The following is a 17,509-nucleotide window of genomic DNA, read 5'->3' as shown; positions in this document are numbered from 1 at the left end:
CGCTTCATGAACCGCCGTATACGGAACCGTACGTACGGTGGTGTGGGAGGAGGGCCTAAAATGCCCTCCTACCCGATTCTTCGCTATGGCTGAAACGGAACCCAAAGGCGCCTATATCTATCCAAACACATCTGACGATCCCGACCGCAGGGACGTGCTGCGTAATAAACTTGGAATCCGGTCTCATAAGGAACTGCGCGTCGAAGAATATCGCGCGACAGCATTCCGGATGACTGAAATTGCCGAAGGAGACGGCCCGAAAGGCGCGTTCGACGCCCAACATCTGAAGGCCATTCATGGTCATATTTTCCAAGATGTTTATGAATGGGCCGGTCATACGCGCAATGAAAGCCCTGTTGTAGATGGCCAGAGGGTGGAGCCGATTGGCAATTTGTCGAAAGGTGGGAGCTCATTTCTTCACGGTTCGCGCATCGAGATGGGCTTGGACGAAGCCTTTAGACCGATCAGGAATCCGGAAATATTGCGTGGATCGTCGGTCGAGCAGTTCGCCGAAATCGCTGGTAAAGTTTTGGCAGAGTTGAATTATGTGCACCCCTTCCGAGAAGGAAACGGACGGGCGCAGGAGGCACTGCTAGCATCCATCGGACGCGAATATGGTCATGATGTTGACTTCACCGTCATCACCAAGCCGCGCATGATCGAAGCGTCGATCGCGACGACCAACGACCCCTCCAGTCCAGCTATGAAACATGTCTTTGAAGACGCGATCGATCCAAACCGGCAGGAAGCCATAAGAGCTGCTTTCGTCGATCTTGAAATGCGCGGTGAGAATTCTTTCGAGCACAACGTGCGCAGCGCCAGGCCGGGCGAACAGGTTTCAGGTCAGGTTCTCGGTCACGATATCCGCGTTGCCAGCGTTGTTACCGACCACGGGATTGTCGCAGTCGATCGCGCCGACCTTCCAGAGCGGTTGCCCGATGACAATAGCGAAATCACATTCACGGCTCGTTCTGACTTCTCCCGCCTGTCGCGTCCGGATCAGGTCAGAAATGCGGATGATCCCGCCGTCGAGCGAATGTCACCAGAGCAGAGAAGCACCGCGTCATCCCGGCTTACAGAGCTGTCGTCCCAAAAGCAGTCCGAGCGAGATTCCGACGACCGCGAACGATAAGCGGTACATCTTCCGCGCAGAGATCTGGTCCGTTTGCTTCGGTGGGTGACATTTGGGCCGCCCCACCCGTTGGCTGATTGACGGACAAGCTGCGATAGCCCCTCCCCAATGCAACCGCTTCGCGGTCCTCCACTTCCGTTGCGGCCAATAGGTGCATGGGCTCGTCTCGGCTATCTCCGTTTTTTGCCGTCAACCAACGAAGAGAGACGGCCATGAACAACGTCATCGACACCTATCAGCGCATTACCGACCTCATCATCGAGCAGCTGGAAGCCGGCACCAAGCCTTGGGTTCGCCCGTGGCACGGAAATACCCGCCCGGGCTCCGTCATCCCCCGCCGATCCAGCGGCGAAGCCTATCGCGGCATCAATGTTCTCATGCTCTGGATCGCGTCGCAGATGAACGGCTACGAACAGACCACCTGGATCACCTATCGTCAGGCGAAGGATCTCGGCGGTCAAGTCCGGAAGGGCGAACGTGGATCGCTTGTCGTCAAATTCGGCACCTTTACGCGCAAGGATCAGGAAGCCGATGACGACCGTTCGATCCCTTATCTCAAGGGCTACACGGTATTCAACGTAGAGCAGATTGAGAACCTGCCTGCCGACTATTACAGCCCAGCCGAACCGATGCCGATGGCGCGCGTGCCTCACAATGAAACCGTCGACACCTTTGTTCGCCAGATCGGAGCCGTCATTCACTACGGCGGCACGAAGGCTTGCTATCGTCCTGGACCTGACGACATTCTCATGCCCGACCGGGAGCGTTTTTTAAGCGATGTCCACCTGTACTCGTCGCTTCTGCACGAAATTGGTCATTGGTCAGGCGCAAAGCATCGCCTTGATCGCGATCTGTCTGGCCGCTTCGGAACAAACGCTTACGCACTCGAAGAACTCGTGGCCGAACTGTCCGCAGCTTTCCTTTGCGCTGACCTGGGCGTGGCCCATGATCCTCGCGAAAACACAGCCGCTTACATCGAAAATTGGCTGGCCGTCCTGAAGGTCGACAAACGCGCCATTATCACCGCAGCAGCCAAAGCACAGGCGGTTGCCGATTATCTGCATGAGATTGCAAGCGGGTGATCACTTGAGGCCGTTTGAGCGGCCACCTATTTCTCAGCCAGGCTCGAGCTCTTCGAGCTTGCATCAACTTGGTTCTGAAGTTCCGCCATTTTTTTTACCAACGACAGCAGATCGCGTGTCGTACTATGTGGGAGATCGCTGACAAGTTTTGCTAGCTCGACACGATCTTTGGCTTCTTGCTCGTTTTCACCCCAGAGATGAGGTGCTGCTGCGAAGAGCATATCGATTGGCATGAAACCCAATACTTCGCAGATGTGTATCATGCGCGTAACGTGCAGTTTTGAGAATGCACGTTCGTAACGACCATATACCGGTGTAGACAGGCCCATGAGTGGCGCAAAATCAGCCTGTTTGAGACCAGCCTGTTCACGAGCTTCTCTTAAATATTTTGCAAGTCGTTGGTCTATTTCTTCAAACGTGCTGATACCATCAAAGCCGCGACGTCTGTAGATGGGCTTATCGATTTCCGGATCATTGGTTTTCTCCAATGAATGTTCTTTTGCGAAATCAGTAGATTCGTTATTCACCGTTTAAACCCCTTAAACTCCATGCCGCCTAATTGAATATTATGAATTATTCTCGTTGGTTTGGCACTGTAGAGTTTGATGAAACGGAATTCATCACCAAACTTTTCTGCCCCACGGATGCAGAAAGCGACCTCTTACGGAAAAAAATGAACTAGAATATGTTGACTAACGTGTTTTCGCCGCCGCCATTCGCCAGTTTCCTGGTTTTCCCTCAAAGACTGCTTCGATCAACGCTGTGTCCTTCAGCCAACTGAGTGTAGCTGACAGTTCGCAAGCAATAGTTTGCTGTTTGATATGAATGCAGCGGATAACATTAGTGATGGAATCTTTGCCGTAGGCGGCATAATTCCAGTTGGAAAAGCGAAACAGTTCTTCTTTGGCAATCTGGTTGGTTGGCCATTCGACTGAAACGGCGGGCGTGCTAGCTTGACTGTTAGTGGATGAGTTGATTGGCTCAATCGTGTGGCCAAAGCCGTTAGCAGCTAGATATGGCGCCAAATATAGACCGACTCCGATCCCTACGGCCAAACCTAGAAGAAAACTGCGACCAAGCACGGTCAGTATCCGTTTTCTGTTAGATACTGGTCGATGGCGTCTCTAAGGATAACCGACATCTTAAGTCCGTTGTCGTGGGCTGCCTTTTCAAGTCGCCTTTTGGTGTCGTAATCAAGTGAGACATTTACAAAATGCTTACTTTCTCGTTCACGGTTTCTACGAAGTTCACGTAAGCGATTTCGGGAATCTTCCCGCTGGTTTGCCTGTTGGGTATCGTTCGCCCTTCTTTCATCTGGCGTGACGAATTGTGATTTAGGACGAGCCCTTCGCGTTTCCAGTTCTGTTGACGGCCCTGTAGTTTGCTTTTGTGCGTTTTCCGCCGCTGGGAGCGCAGCAGCATTACGGTTATTCTCCTCTTCTGCTGTTGGGCGTCTGCGGGATGCGACAGGGAAGTCCGACAGTGTGACCTTGCCTTTAGCCATTCACGGTCTCCATTACGTTCTGGTCCCTTAAATAGTCGAGCTCAGAAACAAACGCGTTGACTTCGGTTCTGGCCTTATAGATAGCATCCGTTAATTCCAACATTTGCAATGTTCCCAAGCCGCTGCGGATCTCGCGGTAACAGTTGCGCTCGATTAGCTCAGTTTCGAGCAACGTCGTATTATAACCATGATGGCTTAAATTCTCCACGAATGGACGAATGATGCGATATTCCTCAAGGTGGCGATTAACGATGTTGATGCGTGTCCGCACAACCGCCTGAGGAATGACGCGTTGGTTGTGATCTGTTCGCGTGGCAATGGTTTCCGCGGCTTCGCCTGCTGCCTTTATTTCATCCTGTGCAGGCTGAATGGGCGTAATCACGATATCAGAATGATCTATTATCGTATCCATGACCACGCTATCGACGCCGGGAGCATCGATAAGTACGGCGTCGTACTTTTCTGCCTGTGAAGACATAATCTGTTCGATTGAGTTCTGGCGAAGTGCGGTCGTCAGAGAAATTGATTCAGGTAAGTTGCCCTTCGCTTCGCAGCGCTTCCACCACTCGGCCAGGTTCTGGCGGGGATCTGCATCGATGAGAAGGACCCGTCGACCTTGGAGTGCGAATTCACCTGCCGTCAAAATGACTGTGGTCGTTTTCCCCGCGCCGCCTTTACCACTAACTGCTGAAAATCGAGCTGTCATGAATTCTCCTTCAAACGAAGAGAGCATGAACGTTTACCCACGTCCGGTTCAGGCCATATCAGACTAACGAGCATTTGGATCGAGTGGTGATCGTTAGTTATATGGACTGAGGAACAGACTACGATATTTTCACACGATGTGACAACACACTATATCCAATGGATCACACGGTGTGTTCACATCGCATAACCACATGACATCGTCGTGTGGTTGATCTCCCCAGTTCCTTTCTAGCTGATGATGAACCCCGGAGCCGCGCAAGAGCCGTCTGTGCCGCTCGCACGCAGTCCGGCAAGGGCGAAGAGCGAAGCGTCCCTTGCTGGCGAGTACGAGGAGTACACAAAGGCGAATAAAGCGGCCTGGAGGTGAACCCTGGTGAGCGTAGTTCCTTTTGAAACGCCGGGGCGCAGCCTCGGCGTAAAGGTGAGCGAAGCGAGACCAATTTGGACGATCTTTATTGATTTCCTATGTATTATGTTAGGCAGGATACGGAAAAATGTGCTACATTTTATCCAGTGAATCGCGAAACACGCCCGCGATTGATTATTGCTACTCTGTGCTGGAGCTGTTGAAGCTTATGGATGAGGGAATTACCGATGGTGGGGCGGCAGTTAAAGCCAAGCCGCAAACCATTCATAGCCGCGTTTCGGCGGACGAATATGATGCAATCGATGCAGCCGCAAAGGCGGCTGACATGACGATGAGTGCATTTTTTAAAGCTGTATTCCTGCAAGGGGCAGGAGTGAAACCAGTCTTTAATGATGAAGACCGGGCGCTTTTGTCTCTCATGCTGGAGGACATGCGTATGATTGGCGTCAATCTCAATCAGGTAGCCCGAGCTCTGAATAGTGGAAAATCTGTATCTGATAGCGAAATCCGCATGGTGGTCGGGGATGTGCAGAAGATGCAGGTCGGCGTCCTCAGCGAGCTGCGGCGCGTTACCAAGCGATCCGGATACAGGCATCGCAGCAAGGAATAGCAGTCGATGGAGTTTTTTCTCGGAGCCTTTGAGAGTGAATGGGAGCAGCATCGCGCGGCGCTGTTGCATGAGCTTTCTTTGGGTTCGAGTGCTGCGAGCGGCGCGGAAGAAGAAATGCGCCGAAGGCTGCGCGAACTGCAAATCGCGGGAGGTGCCACCGCAGCAGGTGGTGCTTCAGTGTCGAAAATGCGCACGGGATCCTCAAGGGCACAGAGTTTCCAGTTCTTTGGAAGCACGGCAAGCAAGCCAATTGCGGCAGCGAGGCCGATGGAAGCGCGTTTGGCCGCGGTCGCAGCAGGCAGTCAACCGTCCGTGGTAAAAATGGCATCGTACGGTGGCGGTGCGCGGTTCGGCGCGATGGTCAATTACGTATCACGCAGCGGGGAAATACACGTCGAAAAGGAAAATGGTGAGCGCCTTCATGGTCGCGAGGATCTAGCCCGGTTGCGGGGAGATTGGGAGCCATTGTTTCAAAATCGTGCCGAGAGCAGGGATATTGGAACTTTCCATGTGTCGATCGAAGCAACTGGTTTCGAAACAGAAGAAGCTTTGCACCAGCTCGTACGCGACAGCCTGGCGAGCGGATTAGGTAATCGCAGCTTCGCTTATGCAGTTTCGCAGCCATCACACGGAGTTTTGAAAGTTGACGGTCTGGTGGTCTTGCGCAGCGCGGAAGGGGAGCGGTTGACCGGCGACCCGAAGGCGGCTGACATTATTCAGAGACGTTACAACGAAAGCGCGGTGTCCGAGCTGGCGAGGGCGCGGTTCCGTTTTACCGGGTATGGTAATGGCGTGGAATATGGCGCTGCCAAGCTGCGAAATCTGGTCGAGGATCATAAGGGAGAAGTTCGCGATGATAAGGGGCGCGATATCTCCGATGCGCGTTCCGCCGGCGATCTGGTGCAAAAGCAGTGGCGTCGGGAGTTGCATAGCCGCAAGGGCAGGGATGTGATGCATGTCATCATGTCTGCCAAAGCTGGCACCAATGTTCAGGCTTTCGAAGGCGCTGTTCGGGATTTTCTGGCCGCTCAGTTCGAAGGACACCGCTACATATTTGCGATGCATGATCCGTTCAGCGATCCGAAGGAGATGGGGCAGGGCGGAAAGCGACCGCATATCCATGCCCATGCCATTATCGCTATGCGTTCGGATGCCGGTGATCGGGTAGAAACCTCGCCACAGATTTTTCGCCAATGGCGCGAACTTATGGCTGAAAAGGCGCGTCAGCACGGAATCGCTATGGAAATGACGGACAGGCGCGAGTTTGCAAATGCTCCAGCCTACACGCGCAATCAGGTGCGGCCGGTTAATCGCGAGGGACGAACGGAACATGAGGGGACGAGTGCGGCGGCTCAGTCGCGTTATGATGCCAAGCGGTCAGGTCGGCGGAGCCTGGCGCGAAGCGTGCGCAGCCGTGAATATACCGTAAAGGTAACTCAGAGTTGGGAGAAAATCGCAATGGCAAGCGGCAATCATCAGATTGCCTCATACGCCATCCAGCAAAGAGATATAGTTGTATCAACCAGTTCGCATCAATCGGAAGCCAAAACTTCTAACACCGTTCATGCAGAATTCGGGTCACATTATCGCACCAATTTGGTAAAGTTGCAAAACATCATTTTGGAGGGTGAAAAAGTGCGCGAAATGTCGAAAAGCGATTTTGAGGCATATGAGAAAGAAGTTGAAACAGCTTTGTTCCGGCTTGGCCGCAATCTCGGACCTGAAGAGAAAGCCGATCTGGATCAGGTAGCGCAGTATACGCGCGAGCATGTCAATCTAATGCGCGAGCATATGGAACTGACTGAACAGCGTGGATTGACCGTTGAAACCCCATCTCGTGAAAGCGAGCAAGATAGCTCGTCAATGCAGATCGCTCGCGAAGCCGATTCCGAAATTGCCAAGCCAGCGCATGTTATCGTGGAAGCAGAGCAGGGTCAGCCATCGGCAGATAATGCCAACGAACCTCGTTCAAGCATGGATGACGAGGAGAAGGCAGCTGCAGCATCCTATCAGGCCGAAATGGATCGTTCATTCCCGGATGAGATCACGAGGCGATATTATATTCGTGAGGATCACGGGGGGACGCAGCGAGTCTTTGCCGATTCAAAGGGTGAGCGCGAAGTGTTCCAGGACAATGGAGAGAAGCTGCGCGCTAAATCGTTCGATGCTCAGGGCGTTCGGTTGATGATCGAAACAGCAGCGCATCGCGGCTGGACGAGCATCGAAATAACGGGGAGCAAGGAGTTCCGCCGTGAAACTTGGCTGGAGGGCCAGGCGCACGGTATTTCGGTCAAGGGCTATCAGCCGACGGAACTGGATTGGCAAGATCTGGCGCGTCGCGAGCAGTCCTACTTGCGCAATGAAATTGTTCCGATCGAGGGTAGGGCGCTGGATGCGGCTCACCGGGATCAGGAGCAATCTGCAGGATCGGATCAGTCGAGCAAGGTCGATAGAGAGCCACAGAATGCAGATAATTCTGGAACGTCCCACTCGAAGACCGTCGACTATAAGGAGGGTGTGCAGGGCATCCTCGTTGAGACAGGCGAAAAGCCTTATCAGGATAATGAAAAAAATGAGCCTTCGCCATTTGTCGTTATTGAAACGGCCAATGGCAATCGCACGGTATGGGGTGTCGGATTACCGGATGCGTTGCATCGCGCCGGCGCTGAAATCGGCGATGAAGTTCATTTGCGGTCCACTGGGACGGAACGCGTTTTGAAAACCGTCATTCAGGAAGTCGACGGTCAGAAGCAGCGTGTCGAGCAAATGGTCGATCGCCGGGCATGGGAAGCGAACGTGCTTGAAGAGCGGGATCGGACAGATGGAAAAGTTGAAGGTGCCAAACAGCTCGACAATCAGGTTAATATGGAAGTGAAGGGCGTTGCTCGCGGTGGAGAAACCATGCGCACAGATCCACCTCAGCAACAAGTTCCGCGATTGCAGGAACTAGAACAAGAGCAGCAGCAAAAGAAGGAACGCGACGAACACGAGCGTTAAAGGACGATGCGACACGATTATATTTATAATTCACCTCCCGATCCGAAGGCTGACGACGCTTTTGCAAAATTCTTTGCGGTTCTGTTCTGGCTCGTCCTTGGACTGGTTGCAATCGTGTATGTTGCTACTGTCGTTCAAGGTTGGTTTAACGCGGCGGTCGCGTTGATAACGGATATGTTCGCTTACGTTTTCAGCTTTTTGCCGTTTTGACGGGATCGCTAAAAAATGGCAGGCGCTTTTGCAGTCCGGCTATATTTGAGGTTTATGCTGTGAAGCAGCTATTTTTGTGCGCGCCGCTCAAGGGAAGATCGCAGCAAGTCGACCAGAGAGGAGCGCTGATCACGTTTGAGTTTGTCGAGATTGCGCTGCCGCCAGCGAATTGCCGGAAGATCTGCGACATGACCGATCTTCAGCAAGGACCAATCCGGTTCACCACGCTCGAACCTGATTAGAAATTCGCGGTGCTCATCCGGCATTCCGCCGATCAGTTCCTCAATCATCTTTTGCTGCGCTTCGATCAGTTCCTCAATGTGAACCAGCTCCTCGGTCATGCCTTCAAAACCATTGCGGTATTCGTTCGTGAGGTCTTTGACCCGGCCCGAAAGCACCTCGCCCATGGGGCGATTGTGGCTGAGGAGATAAACAAGAAAAACTTCGCGCAACTCGTCGCTCAGCCCTTCATGTGCGAACAAACCCTGCACATCGAAAAGATCACGCGGATGCTGGCGATCAAGCGCTGCAACCAGCTTTCCAGCAAACAGGTCTTCAAAGGAAACAACGCTGATTTCGGCAAAACCGAAGGCGTCTTCGACCGCCTCGGTGACAGGGATAACAGAAGGCTCGTGCACTACGCCGCGCAAGACAGGGGAGACTTCAATCTTCACCTGTGTTCCCTCGGCCATGACAAGAAGCCGCAAGATCGCGCCGTCGTGGATATTTTCGGCGACGCGAGCGCCGGGTACTTCTGCTAATGCTGCCACTTTGATCCGCTTCATGGCTGCATCAATTTCGGCCAGTGCCTTCGGCCTGTCGTTGACGGGCAAATACATCAGGTCGATGTCAACGGAGAGGCGCGGCAGGTTGCGTATAAATAGGTTAATCGCAGTTCCACCCTTGAGCGAAAAACAGGTTTCGCGCGCTACAATAGGAATCAGGCGCATAAGCAGCCTGACCTGGCCCTGGTACTGATCACGAAATGGCATCGAAGTCCCTCGGTACGGTGATGTGATAGACCGGATCAAGCTTGCCACCGGGCACAAGCATGCGCTTACCCTTCCCGAGATCGATTGCAGTTTTGTCCAGTCGCTTGACCCACGCATGGCCATGACGATCCGCGAAATAAAAGAACAGACGCTTGACCTTCACGCTGTCGCAATCCAGAAGCAGTCTTTGCAGCCGCCTCGGGCTGAAATTTGCGGCACTCTGCATAATCATATCGGCCTGATGGAAACTCTCATGGCGCGGCAGTTCATCGAGCATTTCGAGATAAGCTCGCTCAGGTTGCGAAAGCGTCATAGGCCAGTCCCACTGCCCCCATGCGAGGTTACCAAGCCCTTGCGCGATGGGTTCATTGCGGAACAAGGTAGCGTTGTTGTGATAGACAAAACGCTGGGGCAGATGCAGTTTGTTCAGCCATGCAGGCGGCTTTTCCGGTCCGTAGAGATGAACAATCCTTGTCTCGTGAGCGAGGTAATGCGCAAAGCCCTGCAATTCTAACGCCGTGCGTCCGCCGACATAGAGCGGCGCTCGTGAAAGCAGGGTCTGGAGCGATATGATGACTTGCTGCCAACTCAACGTGCCGCGCGGTTTTTTATAGACGCTACGTACCGGCTGTTCCAGCCAGCCGTTCTTAACGTAGTAAGCGCGTAGGTTACTGGCGATGCCGCGCTGTTGCAGCCAGGCAGCATCCACAACCAACCCTTCTGGCAGGTCTCTTTCGAGCCGGTTTAACAGTGAGGTGCTTTGCTCAGCCATACTGAGTATACTAAATGAGTCTTAAACCATTATCAAGTTTGAGTGCACCATAATTTACTCAATAGAGCTGAGTAATTTCATATATATTCAAACCCACCCTGCAATCAGAAGTCGCTGCGGGGCAAATATCCATTGCATGCTTCACTGGTACAAAAAGTGACGTCACCATCGATAGCACTCCTGCGGTTTACAGACATTAGCCGGGCCAGCGCACCGCTGTTGTTTTTTACAACGAGACATCGCCCTTTAGTCCAATGTCCTCCGGGTCTGGCACTGTAGCGTTGAATATGTCGAGATAACTTTTCCGCTTTCGAGGGGATGTGCCAGAAGCATCAACTTTCTCGTTGACAGCCTTCAATAATCGTTCCGCGCTCGGTTTAAGTTTCGCTTCGACTTCTTCTATCCGATCATCGATATTACCCGGTGGGATCGCTGATTTCCTGTCTATGCCTGTTGATGGCAATTTGACGTTCAGATTGACCGTCCTGGTATTTTCTTGGTTCCTGTCACCAGATTCAGGAATCGACGGGGAGGCGGTCATGCTGGCTTTCGGTCGATGATTCTCATCTGGCTGAGGACTGTAGGGCAGGGGGCTAATTGTCTGCTCAGCGGCCCGTTGCCCGTCTTGCGCGTATTCGCTCGTGAGTGCTGGAACCGGCCTATGGGGCAAATATTCAATCGTCGGCACATCAGGAACGTGCGATTGCGAATAAGCTTCAGCAGATTTGAAGGGTTGAGTGTTGAAAAATCGCAGCTTGTCACCATAGATCGGCCGTTGTCCTTCAACGAGCAAGATCATCTTGTTTTCTGGCATTTGCCGCACTTCTTGCGGCATCATCAAATCGCGCTCACGGATTTGCTCAACTTTTGTACGCCGAGGTAAACCGAGAATTTCGATGGTACGGGATTCAGACTTGTAGCGGATGGTTCTTTTTCCGAGTGCCCGGGATGCATATTCCGCTGTCGCCTGGTCGTTGGCACCTAGGACCAGCTGGTAGCCACAATTACCAAGCAGGGAATGACGCGAAGTCTCACCGTAAATCTCGTCGAGATTCTTGAGATCCTGAATGATGATCGCTAGCTTGATATTATAACCAGCCACATATGGAAGCTTCGTCATAATCTCATCCATCTTCTTAAGCTGCCGAAATTCATCCAGCAAAAAATAGACGGGAAGCGAGTTGGGATCGTGTTCCAGTGTCAGAATGTTCATGACCTGTTGCACGAACAATGTGAGAAGTGGGCGCAAGATCGTGATATCGGTAATATTGGGTGCCAGATAAATAGAGATAGGCCGCCGTTTCATGGCGGCGATATCCATGTCGGTTACTTCTGTCGCGGCTACTATGCGTTCATTTCTAAAGGGTCTGAGCGCGTTCTGGATATCCAGCAGCGCGGATGCCGCCGCCCGCTCTGACAATGCAAGAAATGCGTTAAAGCTTTCGACCGTATATTTTGAAAGGTTCGGCTCTTTTTCCTTGATGAACTTGATCTGCGCCTGAAGATCAACGCCACTGTTCACGAAGGAAACGACTTCGCCGAGGTTGCGCCGTCCGTGATAATAGGGGCTCTCCAGAACATAGCTGATGATTCCGGCTACGACCTGTTGAGCCAAGCCCTGCCAAACTGAGTTTTCAGAGCCAACATTTTCGGGAACCAGAATGCTGGCGATATTCTGAATATCCGTTGTGCGATTGCCGCGCTCGGGTCGCACAAAATCCAGAGGATTATAACGATTTGTCCTCTCCGAGCCGGGAGCAAAGAGGAAGACCTGACTGCCATTCTTCTTGCGATATCCGGCTGTCGCCTTGAAAATTTCGCCCTTCAAGTCGGATACGATCATTGAACCTTCATGCATGAGGGCGTTTGGAATGACATAGCCCGCTCCCTTACCCGATCGTGTAGGACCGATAATCAGATGATGGCGACTGTCTGCCGCTCGCAGCACATTGCGGCCGAACCGCCCGAATATGTGCCCTGTCTTTCGGAACCACTTGCCGCGACGAAGGCCCATGACGTCCTGAAAAGCCGCATCCCCCAAGGGGTTTTCGTAGCGTCTAAGACCGAGATAGCCCGCAAAAACGGCGGCGGCGATGGCAGGTAACAAGGCACCGATGGCAACTCGTTGCAGAGTTGAGTTGGACGCGTAGGCCCAGACTTGCTGAAGCGGAGCAAAAGGATTTTCGGTGATGGTGATATTCAAAATTCGGCTGTCTTTATAGACTACCCTGAGTGCGACCCCATAAGCCAAGGTCCAGACAAGGAAGGCTATGCCGGCACAAAATATCAGATAGACCGCTTTGTAACCCTTACTCATGGCTCCTCATTTCGTGCAAAAAATATCTCCGATACGCCACGTTTTCCGCCGTCGCGACGCAACTGGATGACGATGGGGATGACCATCCGGATATACGACATGAGATCATGCTTCGAGTATCCGCCAGATAGCCCCGCTTGTTGCATCATCATGGCGAGCTGTTCATAGGCACCTTGCGGCGTATCGGCATGAACCGTCGACATAGAACCCGGATGACCCGTGTTAATGGCGCGAAGAAAAGAAAACGCTTCAGCGCCGCGGATCTCGCCAACGAATAGACGATCAGGCCGCATACGAAGGGATGATTCAAGCAAGTGCTGCATTGTGACGTCAGCGGTGCCCTGCCCACCTTTCGAAGCTACCAGATGAACGCGGTTTTCCTGGGGTGGAAACAGTTCGCGGGTGTCTTCCAGCGTGATAATCCGCTCCTTCGGATGAACCGATTTCAGGCAGGCATTCAGAAAGGTTGTCTTTCCCGATGACGTGCCGCCGCTGATCAGGATCGACACTCGTTGCGTGATTGCTGTGTTGATGAAATCGAAAATTCTGTTTTGCTTCAGATGTTCGATCAGCAAACGGTCAATGTCGCTCAGTCCTCCTACAGCAACAGAAACCTTGTCCAGTGAACCGCTATCCCTGTATTCCTCCAAGCTAAAATTGCTAACGACCTGCTTGCGGATCGATATCGATCCGCCGTCCGGTGCAGCGGGTGGAAGAACGACCTGAATCCGCTCGCCAGTCGGTAACGCAGCGCTCAGGATGGGCGCGGATTTACTGACGAACTGATCGGTCGCGCCTGCGACCCGTTCACCGATATCCTGAATCTCTGCTGCTGAAAGCGCATGAACCTCGTGGAATTCCATGTGATCAGCACCAAGTCGCTCAACATAGACGTGACCTGGTTTATTGACCGAGATTTCAACGACCTTTGGATCGTTGAGAAATGGCCGCAGAGGCTCAAGTGCCCGATCAAGAAAGTAATATCTGCTTTGTGTGGCTGTTGCCGCACTATTTGCCCCTGCGTTCACGTTGAATTTCCTTCATCGCCTCTGTTACGGGATCGTCGTACATCGCCGAAAAATCGAGGTCCTGACGCACAAATATGAAAATGCGTTCGCCTTGATGGACGCTAATAGTCGGCTTGATGCGCAAGTTCTCGCTCAGAGCGGTATTTGCCATTTGAGAGAAAGTGTCGGCGATCGTCTCGCGGGCTAGTTCTTCTCCGCGCTTTGCATCGTCATTGTTGCGACCGAAGGCTTCACCGCTGCCGAAACCTGTCAGATAGCTTGCGCCAGCGCCGACCACGGACAACATGATGGAAGCTCCGAACCGTTCACGCCATTTTTTATCGACGATGCCAGTGAGACCCGAACGACCCAAGCTGTCAGTTCCAACGGAGTTCAGGCGCACGCTTACACCATCATCACGCAGTAAGCGGGTCCAGACAACGAAAACGCGGGTCTGGCCTGTCATTACGTCGCTTTGATATTCACCTATGAGTCGAGTGCCGGTCGGAATCAAAATGCGACGACCATCAAAACTGTAGACGTCCTCTGACGTGATGGCGCGAACCTGGCCTGGCAGATCGCTTACAATCGAGGTTTCGAGAATACCGGGTATCATCGTTCCTTCCGGCACAACCGCGTCGATACGCTTGATTTTCGTAGCCTTGGCATTCCGGTCCGCCATTGCTGAGGCCGTCGCCAGAAACTTGCTGTTTCTGTCTTCACCAGCAACAGTCGGTGTTCCCTCGCCACTATCGCCACCAAGACCGCCATTCGCTCCGCCTGATCGCGCTTGATCCATCTGAATCAGCTTCGATTTGAACCGGTCTGGAAATTCTTCAACAATCTCCGGCGCGGATGCCTGAGCGGGTTCGTTCACAGCGACCGTCGGGGGAGGAGGGGGAGGAACATTAAATGTCGTGGTGTCGACTTGCTCCGGCTCCGGTGGCGGTGGAGGTGGTGGAATGTTGATGATATCTGGCTCGGGCCCGGCAGAGGGCTGATCCTGATCGCGCACGAATGACGGCGGTCTGAACGACGTCGTGCTAAACGCCTCGTCACCGCGCACGAGATCGCGCGGCTTCTCCGAGGGCTGTTTGAGAACAAAATAAGCCATAGCTACACCGGCCAGCAGAAATACGGCCATCGCAGCCGTTTGATTCCGCTTTGCATTCTTGTTGCTGACACCGGAGTCATCAGCCGCCGCCAGTGCTTCCAATTCGGGAGACTGTTTCATCAGTTGCCGCTCCTTCTTCTCTTGGTTGCAGCATGATCAGGTGCGGGACCCATGATGTTAGGATCGGGTGCGCCGAAATCCGGCTTTCTAAGGTTGAAGATGCAGATCCACTGATCACCATCGCGGAGGGTGTATTGTGTAGCCGTTCCATCCACGACCAGATATTCGCCTTCCTTGCGGAAGTTTCGCAGTGTCTCGGAAAAATTACTGTTTACTGCAAAAATCGCGGGTGTCCGGCCGGTGAATTTGAAAAAGGTCTTCTTGCCGTCATCGAAGACCATCGACGGCTTCAGTTTCGTATCTCCGGTAAAGGAATAGTCGATGTTGACGTTAGCCTTATCGATCTTGGAGATATTCGGGTTGGCAGCACGATATTCGGCCTCTTTGCGCATCGCTGCATTCAGATCTTTTTCAGGATAGATGAAGCGCACGCCAAAGACCTTCTTGCCAGCATCTGGCGCGTAGTCGTGCAGCTCCAGAAAATAGATGCGCTTGGTCGTGACAACGTTCATGTTGGTGACGACATTCTTAGCCGTCGGCTTAACGAAGAGGATGTTTCCTTTTTCGGTTGGAGCAACCTGCCAGCTCTCAGTGTCGCCAAGCGAAATGGTCTCAAATTTTTCATCCTCATCGAAGATGATCATTGTCGATATGCCGTACGTCGCAGAGATTTTGACGACATTGTTGGGCTGATAGACGACACTGGTCACACGTGAATCCAGCGAGCCAGCCCTAGGCGTCTGGGCAGCGTGGGCATGCGAAATGAGGACGGTCGAGAACGCCGCCGCAAGAAGGAAGTGGTTTCTCATCCCTTGCTCCCTTCCGTGACGGTTTCCTGATCCCGCCTGTAATTGTAAACCTGGAAGCCGAGAGGATTTTCAAACCGCCATTCGTTCGTGGCTGGTTCGTCCGTATAGCGATAGCGCACGACTGCAATATAGTGTCTGGTGATCGCATCGGTATCGGACTTTTCAGTCGTTGAAAAACGGACAAGAGCGGTGGAATCGTTAGGGAACGTGACAGACTTCACATCGACAAGCACACGCTTGTTTTTCCCGTAGACCTTGGCCGGGTTCTTCGGGTTGGCAGCGCTGTATTGTTCCTGCAATTCGCGAGCGGCATCACCTGTCGATAACAGTGCTGCCGTGCCGAAGTTTGTATCAATCGCGTAAGGATCATAGCCTTCACGTGTCCTAATATACCGAACGACGTTGGCTTGGGTAATTGCGCGTGAATCCGTCAGATTTTGCGCCTTTGTCAGCCCGCTTTTGGTTTCGATGTAGCCCGTAGCCTTGTCTACGACGACAATCACAGGCTCGAACGACTTTAACGGAACCAGCATAACGAGCGCGAGCAACGCGAAAAGCGCGACGAGCCCGAATATGATGGTTACGAACCATGCCACGGCCTTTGAACGTTTTGCTTTCCGGACGATTTCGTTCTCCCAACGATCACCGTCCTGAAAATAACTTCTCAATGCAGCTTCTTTGGAATCAGTCATGATCTAGCCCTTTACCTCTTATGAACCTGCAGCATCAGCGAGGCAGGCTGTTGCTGCTTATTCGGTTTTGCATTGCTTCTTTTGCGCCCTGGCTTGTCGGGGAAATCGAACCCCCGCCGCCGCCGCCGCCAAAACGATTGTAAAGCGACCTTCCGCCGCGATAGCTCGCACCGATCCCCTTGAAGCCAGCTCGCGCAATTTGCATTGGAGCGGTGACACCGGTCATGCGAGCAATCCGTGTTGCGGCGGCGCCGATACCAACGGCCAACCCTCCTGCAATGCCCTGAGCAAGGACCTGGATGTTCAAAAGGACAAATGCCCCGGCAAAACAAAGCAGAAGGAAGGCTGAAATATCACTGAGCGTAAGGCGTCGCTCCGTGGCGGCAGCGGATACCTTCGTCAGTTCAGGGTCCATTGCAGCGATAAGGAAGGCGGCGACGACAAATACGAATAACGGGATCAGTGCATATAGAAGAACTTGTTGGAACCACGCCTGCCCAAGACTGCGCGATTGTTCAAACAACATGCAGGCGATGAAGATAGGAGCGGTTCCGATCAGTACCCATAACATCACCTTGGCAAGAACAAGTATTGCGAGAGCAACAGCGATAAAGATTGCCACACAGGCCATAATGAGAAAGCCGACCATCGAGGGTAAAACTGAAAAATAGCCCGACTGCTCTGCAAACGCGGAAGCCGCCTCGTTTGCAGTCTTCCAGATCATGGAAAGACCATTTGTCGGTTCGGTAATTCCCGTTCCGGTGGCGGTCAGGATGGCGCGACCTACATCTTCAGGAGTATTGTTCAGCCACTTGTAGAAAAAATCGTTGAAGTATCCCCAGTTGCTGATCAATGCCACAATGAAGACCATGCGGAATACGCGAGTGACAATTTCGGCCACACTAATCCGCGAAGTCCCCATTATTACCTGGATACCGTAATATCCAACATAGGCGATGAACATCACCTTGAGCAGCGGCGTGATTTCAGAGCCAATAATATTGTAAGCCTGCGATGAAAAATTCTCGCCGGAATTATCAATTCTCTCCAAAAGATCGCTCAAGAAATCATGCATA

At 52.7% G+C, this 17,509-nt stretch carries 16 protein-coding genes; 4 read left to right on the top strand and 12 right to left on the bottom strand.

Annotation, left to right across the window (positions count from 1 at the left end; all coding sequences use genetic code 11):
* Positions 1 to 85: 85 nt before the first annotated feature.
* Both HWX93_RS19035 and HWX93_RS19030 read left to right on the top strand, forming a co-directional pair.
* Positions 86 to 1,132 carry a Fic/DOC family protein gene (locus HWX93_RS19035; RefSeq protein WP_176038338.1) on the top strand — a complete coding sequence of 349 codons (1,047 nt, stop codon included), beginning with the start codon at positions 86 to 88 and terminating at the stop codon, positions 1,130 to 1,132.
* A 212-nt stretch (positions 1,133 to 1,344) separates the two neighbouring features.
* Positions 1,345 to 2,214: an ArdC family protein gene (locus HWX93_RS19030; protein WP_176038337.1), complete on the top strand. Its 870-nt coding sequence runs from the start codon at positions 1,345 to 1,347 to the stop codon at positions 2,212 to 2,214.
* Positions 2,215 to 2,240: 26 nt separating this feature from the next.
* On the opposite strand, the gene HWX93_RS19025 is transcribed toward HWX93_RS19030, so the two are convergent.
* From HWX93_RS19025 to HWX93_RS19010, 4 genes are all read right to left on the bottom strand, one after another.
* On the bottom strand, positions 2,241 to 2,741 hold the full coding sequence (locus HWX93_RS19025) for a helix-turn-helix domain-containing protein (RefSeq protein ID WP_176038336.1): 501 nt from the start codon (positions 2,739 to 2,741) through the stop codon (positions 2,241 to 2,243).
* A 165-nt stretch (positions 2,742 to 2,906) separates the two neighbouring features.
* Entirely contained in the window at positions 2,907 to 3,296 is a 390-nt protein-coding gene (locus tag HWX93_RS19020; RefSeq protein ID WP_176038335.1) for a hypothetical protein, read from the bottom strand.
* Positions 3,297 to 3,298: 2 nt separating this feature from the next.
* A complete protein-coding gene (locus HWX93_RS19015) occupies positions 3,299 to 3,718 on the bottom strand; it encodes a ribbon-helix-helix protein, CopG family (RefSeq protein ID WP_176038334.1) in 420 nt (139 codons plus the stop codon).
* A complete protein-coding gene (locus HWX93_RS19010) occupies positions 3,711 to 4,424 on the bottom strand; it encodes a ParA family protein (protein WP_176038333.1) in 714 nt (237 codons plus the stop codon). Before HWX93_RS19010 ends, HWX93_RS19015 begins: the two co-directional genes overlap by 8 nt.
* Before the next feature lie 496 nt (positions 4,425 to 4,920).
* On the opposite strand from HWX93_RS19010, the gene HWX93_RS19005 reads away from it, so the two are divergent.
* Positions 4,921 to 5,403 carry a MobC family plasmid mobilization relaxosome protein gene (locus HWX93_RS19005; protein WP_176038332.1) on the top strand — a complete coding sequence of 161 codons (483 nt, stop codon included), beginning with the start codon at positions 4,921 to 4,923 and terminating at the stop codon, positions 5,401 to 5,403.
* A 6-nt stretch (positions 5,404 to 5,409) separates the two neighbouring features.
* Positions 5,410 to 8,400 (top strand): LPD7 domain-containing protein, encoded by a 2,991-nt coding sequence (locus HWX93_RS19000; protein ID WP_176038331.1) that lies wholly within the window; start codon positions 5,410 to 5,412, stop codon positions 8,398 to 8,400.
* Positions 8,401 to 8,678: 278 nt separating this feature from the next.
* On the opposite strand, the gene HWX93_RS18995 is transcribed toward HWX93_RS19000, so the two are convergent.
* The 8 genes from HWX93_RS18995 to HWX93_RS18960 form a co-directional block, all read right to left on the bottom strand.
* A complete protein-coding gene (locus tag HWX93_RS18995; protein ID WP_176038330.1) occupies positions 8,679 to 9,602 on the bottom strand; it encodes a nucleotidyl transferase AbiEii/AbiGii toxin family protein in 924 nt (307 codons plus the stop codon).
* On the bottom strand, positions 9,589 to 10,374 hold the full coding sequence (locus HWX93_RS18990) for a type IV toxin-antitoxin system AbiEi family antitoxin domain-containing protein (RefSeq protein ID WP_176038329.1): 786 nt from the start codon (positions 10,372 to 10,374) through the stop codon (positions 9,589 to 9,591). The genes HWX93_RS18995 and HWX93_RS18990 overlap by 14 nt, the downstream gene beginning before the upstream one ends.
* 226 nt (positions 10,375 to 10,600) lie before the next feature.
* On the bottom strand, positions 10,601 to 12,691 hold the full coding sequence (locus tag HWX93_RS18985; RefSeq protein ID WP_176038328.1) for a type IV secretory system conjugative DNA transfer family protein: 2,091 nt from the start codon (positions 12,689 to 12,691) through the stop codon (positions 10,601 to 10,603).
* Positions 12,688 to 13,719, bottom strand: coding sequence for a P-type DNA transfer ATPase VirB11 (virB11, locus tag HWX93_RS18980; RefSeq protein WP_109989425.1), 1,032 nt, complete (start codon positions 13,717 to 13,719; stop codon positions 12,688 to 12,690). The genes HWX93_RS18985 and virB11 overlap by 4 nt, the downstream gene beginning before the upstream one ends.
* Positions 13,700 to 14,932 (bottom strand): type IV secretion system protein VirB10, encoded by a 1,233-nt coding sequence (virB10, locus tag HWX93_RS18975; protein WP_176038327.1) that lies wholly within the window; start codon positions 14,930 to 14,932, stop codon positions 13,700 to 13,702. The genes virB11 and virB10 overlap by 20 nt, the downstream gene beginning before the upstream one ends.
* The gene (locus HWX93_RS18970) at positions 14,932 to 15,741 is read right to left on the bottom strand and encodes a TrbG/VirB9 family P-type conjugative transfer protein (RefSeq protein ID WP_176038326.1); all 810 of its coding nucleotides are present in this window, start codon (positions 15,739 to 15,741) and stop codon (positions 14,932 to 14,934) included. The genes virB10 and HWX93_RS18970 overlap by 1 nt, the downstream gene beginning before the upstream one ends.
* Positions 15,738 to 16,433, bottom strand: coding sequence for a virB8 family protein (locus HWX93_RS18965; protein ID WP_151610598.1), 696 nt, complete (start codon positions 16,431 to 16,433; stop codon positions 15,738 to 15,740). Before HWX93_RS18965 ends, HWX93_RS18970 begins: the two co-directional genes overlap by 4 nt.
* Positions 16,434 to 16,467: 34 nt before the next feature.
* The gene (locus tag HWX93_RS18960; protein WP_176038325.1) at positions 16,468 to 17,508 is read right to left on the bottom strand and encodes a type IV secretion system protein; all 1,041 of its coding nucleotides are present in this window, start codon (positions 17,506 to 17,508) and stop codon (positions 16,468 to 16,470) included.
* Position 17,509: the final 1 nt, after the last annotated feature.

Origin of the sequence: Brucella tritici, assembly GCF_902825325.1 — a bacterium.
In the GTDB taxonomy this organism is placed as follows: domain Bacteria; phylum Pseudomonadota; class Alphaproteobacteria; order Rhizobiales; family Rhizobiaceae; genus Brucella.
The sequence above is the reverse complement of the archived record's forward strand: the minus strand, read 5'-3'. Positions and strand labels throughout refer to the sequence as shown.

Excerpts from the sequence above, each read along its gene's own strand:
- HWX93_RS19010 (WP_176038333.1), bottom strand. The coding sequence starts at position 4,424 with ATGACAGCTCGATTTTCAGCAGTTAGTGGTAAAGGCGGCGCGGGGAAA.
- HWX93_RS19030 (WP_176038337.1), top strand. The coding sequence starts at position 1,345 with ATGAACAACGTCATCGACACCTATCAGCGCATTACCGACCTCATCATC.
- HWX93_RS18965 (WP_151610598.1), bottom strand. The coding sequence starts at position 16,433 with ATGACTGATTCCAAAGAAGCTGCATTGAGAAGTTATTTTCAGGACGGT.
- HWX93_RS18960 (WP_176038325.1), bottom strand. The coding sequence starts at position 17,508 with ATGCATGATTTCTTGAGCGATCTTTTGGAGAGAATTGATAATTCCGGC.
- virB10 (WP_176038327.1), bottom strand. The coding sequence starts at position 14,932 with ATGAAACAGTCTCCCGAATTGGAAGCACTGGCGGCGGCTGATGACTCC.
- HWX93_RS19005 (WP_176038332.1), top strand. The coding sequence starts at position 4,921 with ATGTGCTACATTTTATCCAGTGAATCGCGAAACACGCCCGCGATTGAT.
- HWX93_RS19015 (WP_176038334.1), bottom strand. The coding sequence starts at position 3,718 with ATGGCTAAAGGCAAGGTCACACTGTCGGACTTCCCTGTCGCATCCCGC.
- HWX93_RS18985 (WP_176038328.1), bottom strand. The coding sequence starts at position 12,691 with ATGAGTAAGGGTTACAAAGCGGTCTATCTGATATTTTGTGCCGGCATA.
- HWX93_RS18995 (WP_176038330.1), bottom strand. The coding sequence starts at position 9,602 with ATGCCATTTCGTGATCAGTACCAGGGCCAGGTCAGGCTGCTTATGCGC.
- HWX93_RS19000 (WP_176038331.1), top strand. The coding sequence starts at position 5,410 with ATGGAGTTTTTTCTCGGAGCCTTTGAGAGTGAATGGGAGCAGCATCGC.
- HWX93_RS18970 (WP_176038326.1), bottom strand. The coding sequence starts at position 15,741 with ATGAGAAACCACTTCCTTCTTGCGGCGGCGTTCTCGACCGTCCTCATT.
- HWX93_RS18990 (WP_176038329.1), bottom strand. The coding sequence starts at position 10,374 with ATGGCTGAGCAAAGCACCTCACTGTTAAACCGGCTCGAAAGAGACCTG.
- HWX93_RS19035 (WP_176038338.1), top strand. The coding sequence starts at position 86 with ATGGCTGAAACGGAACCCAAAGGCGCCTATATCTATCCAAACACATCT.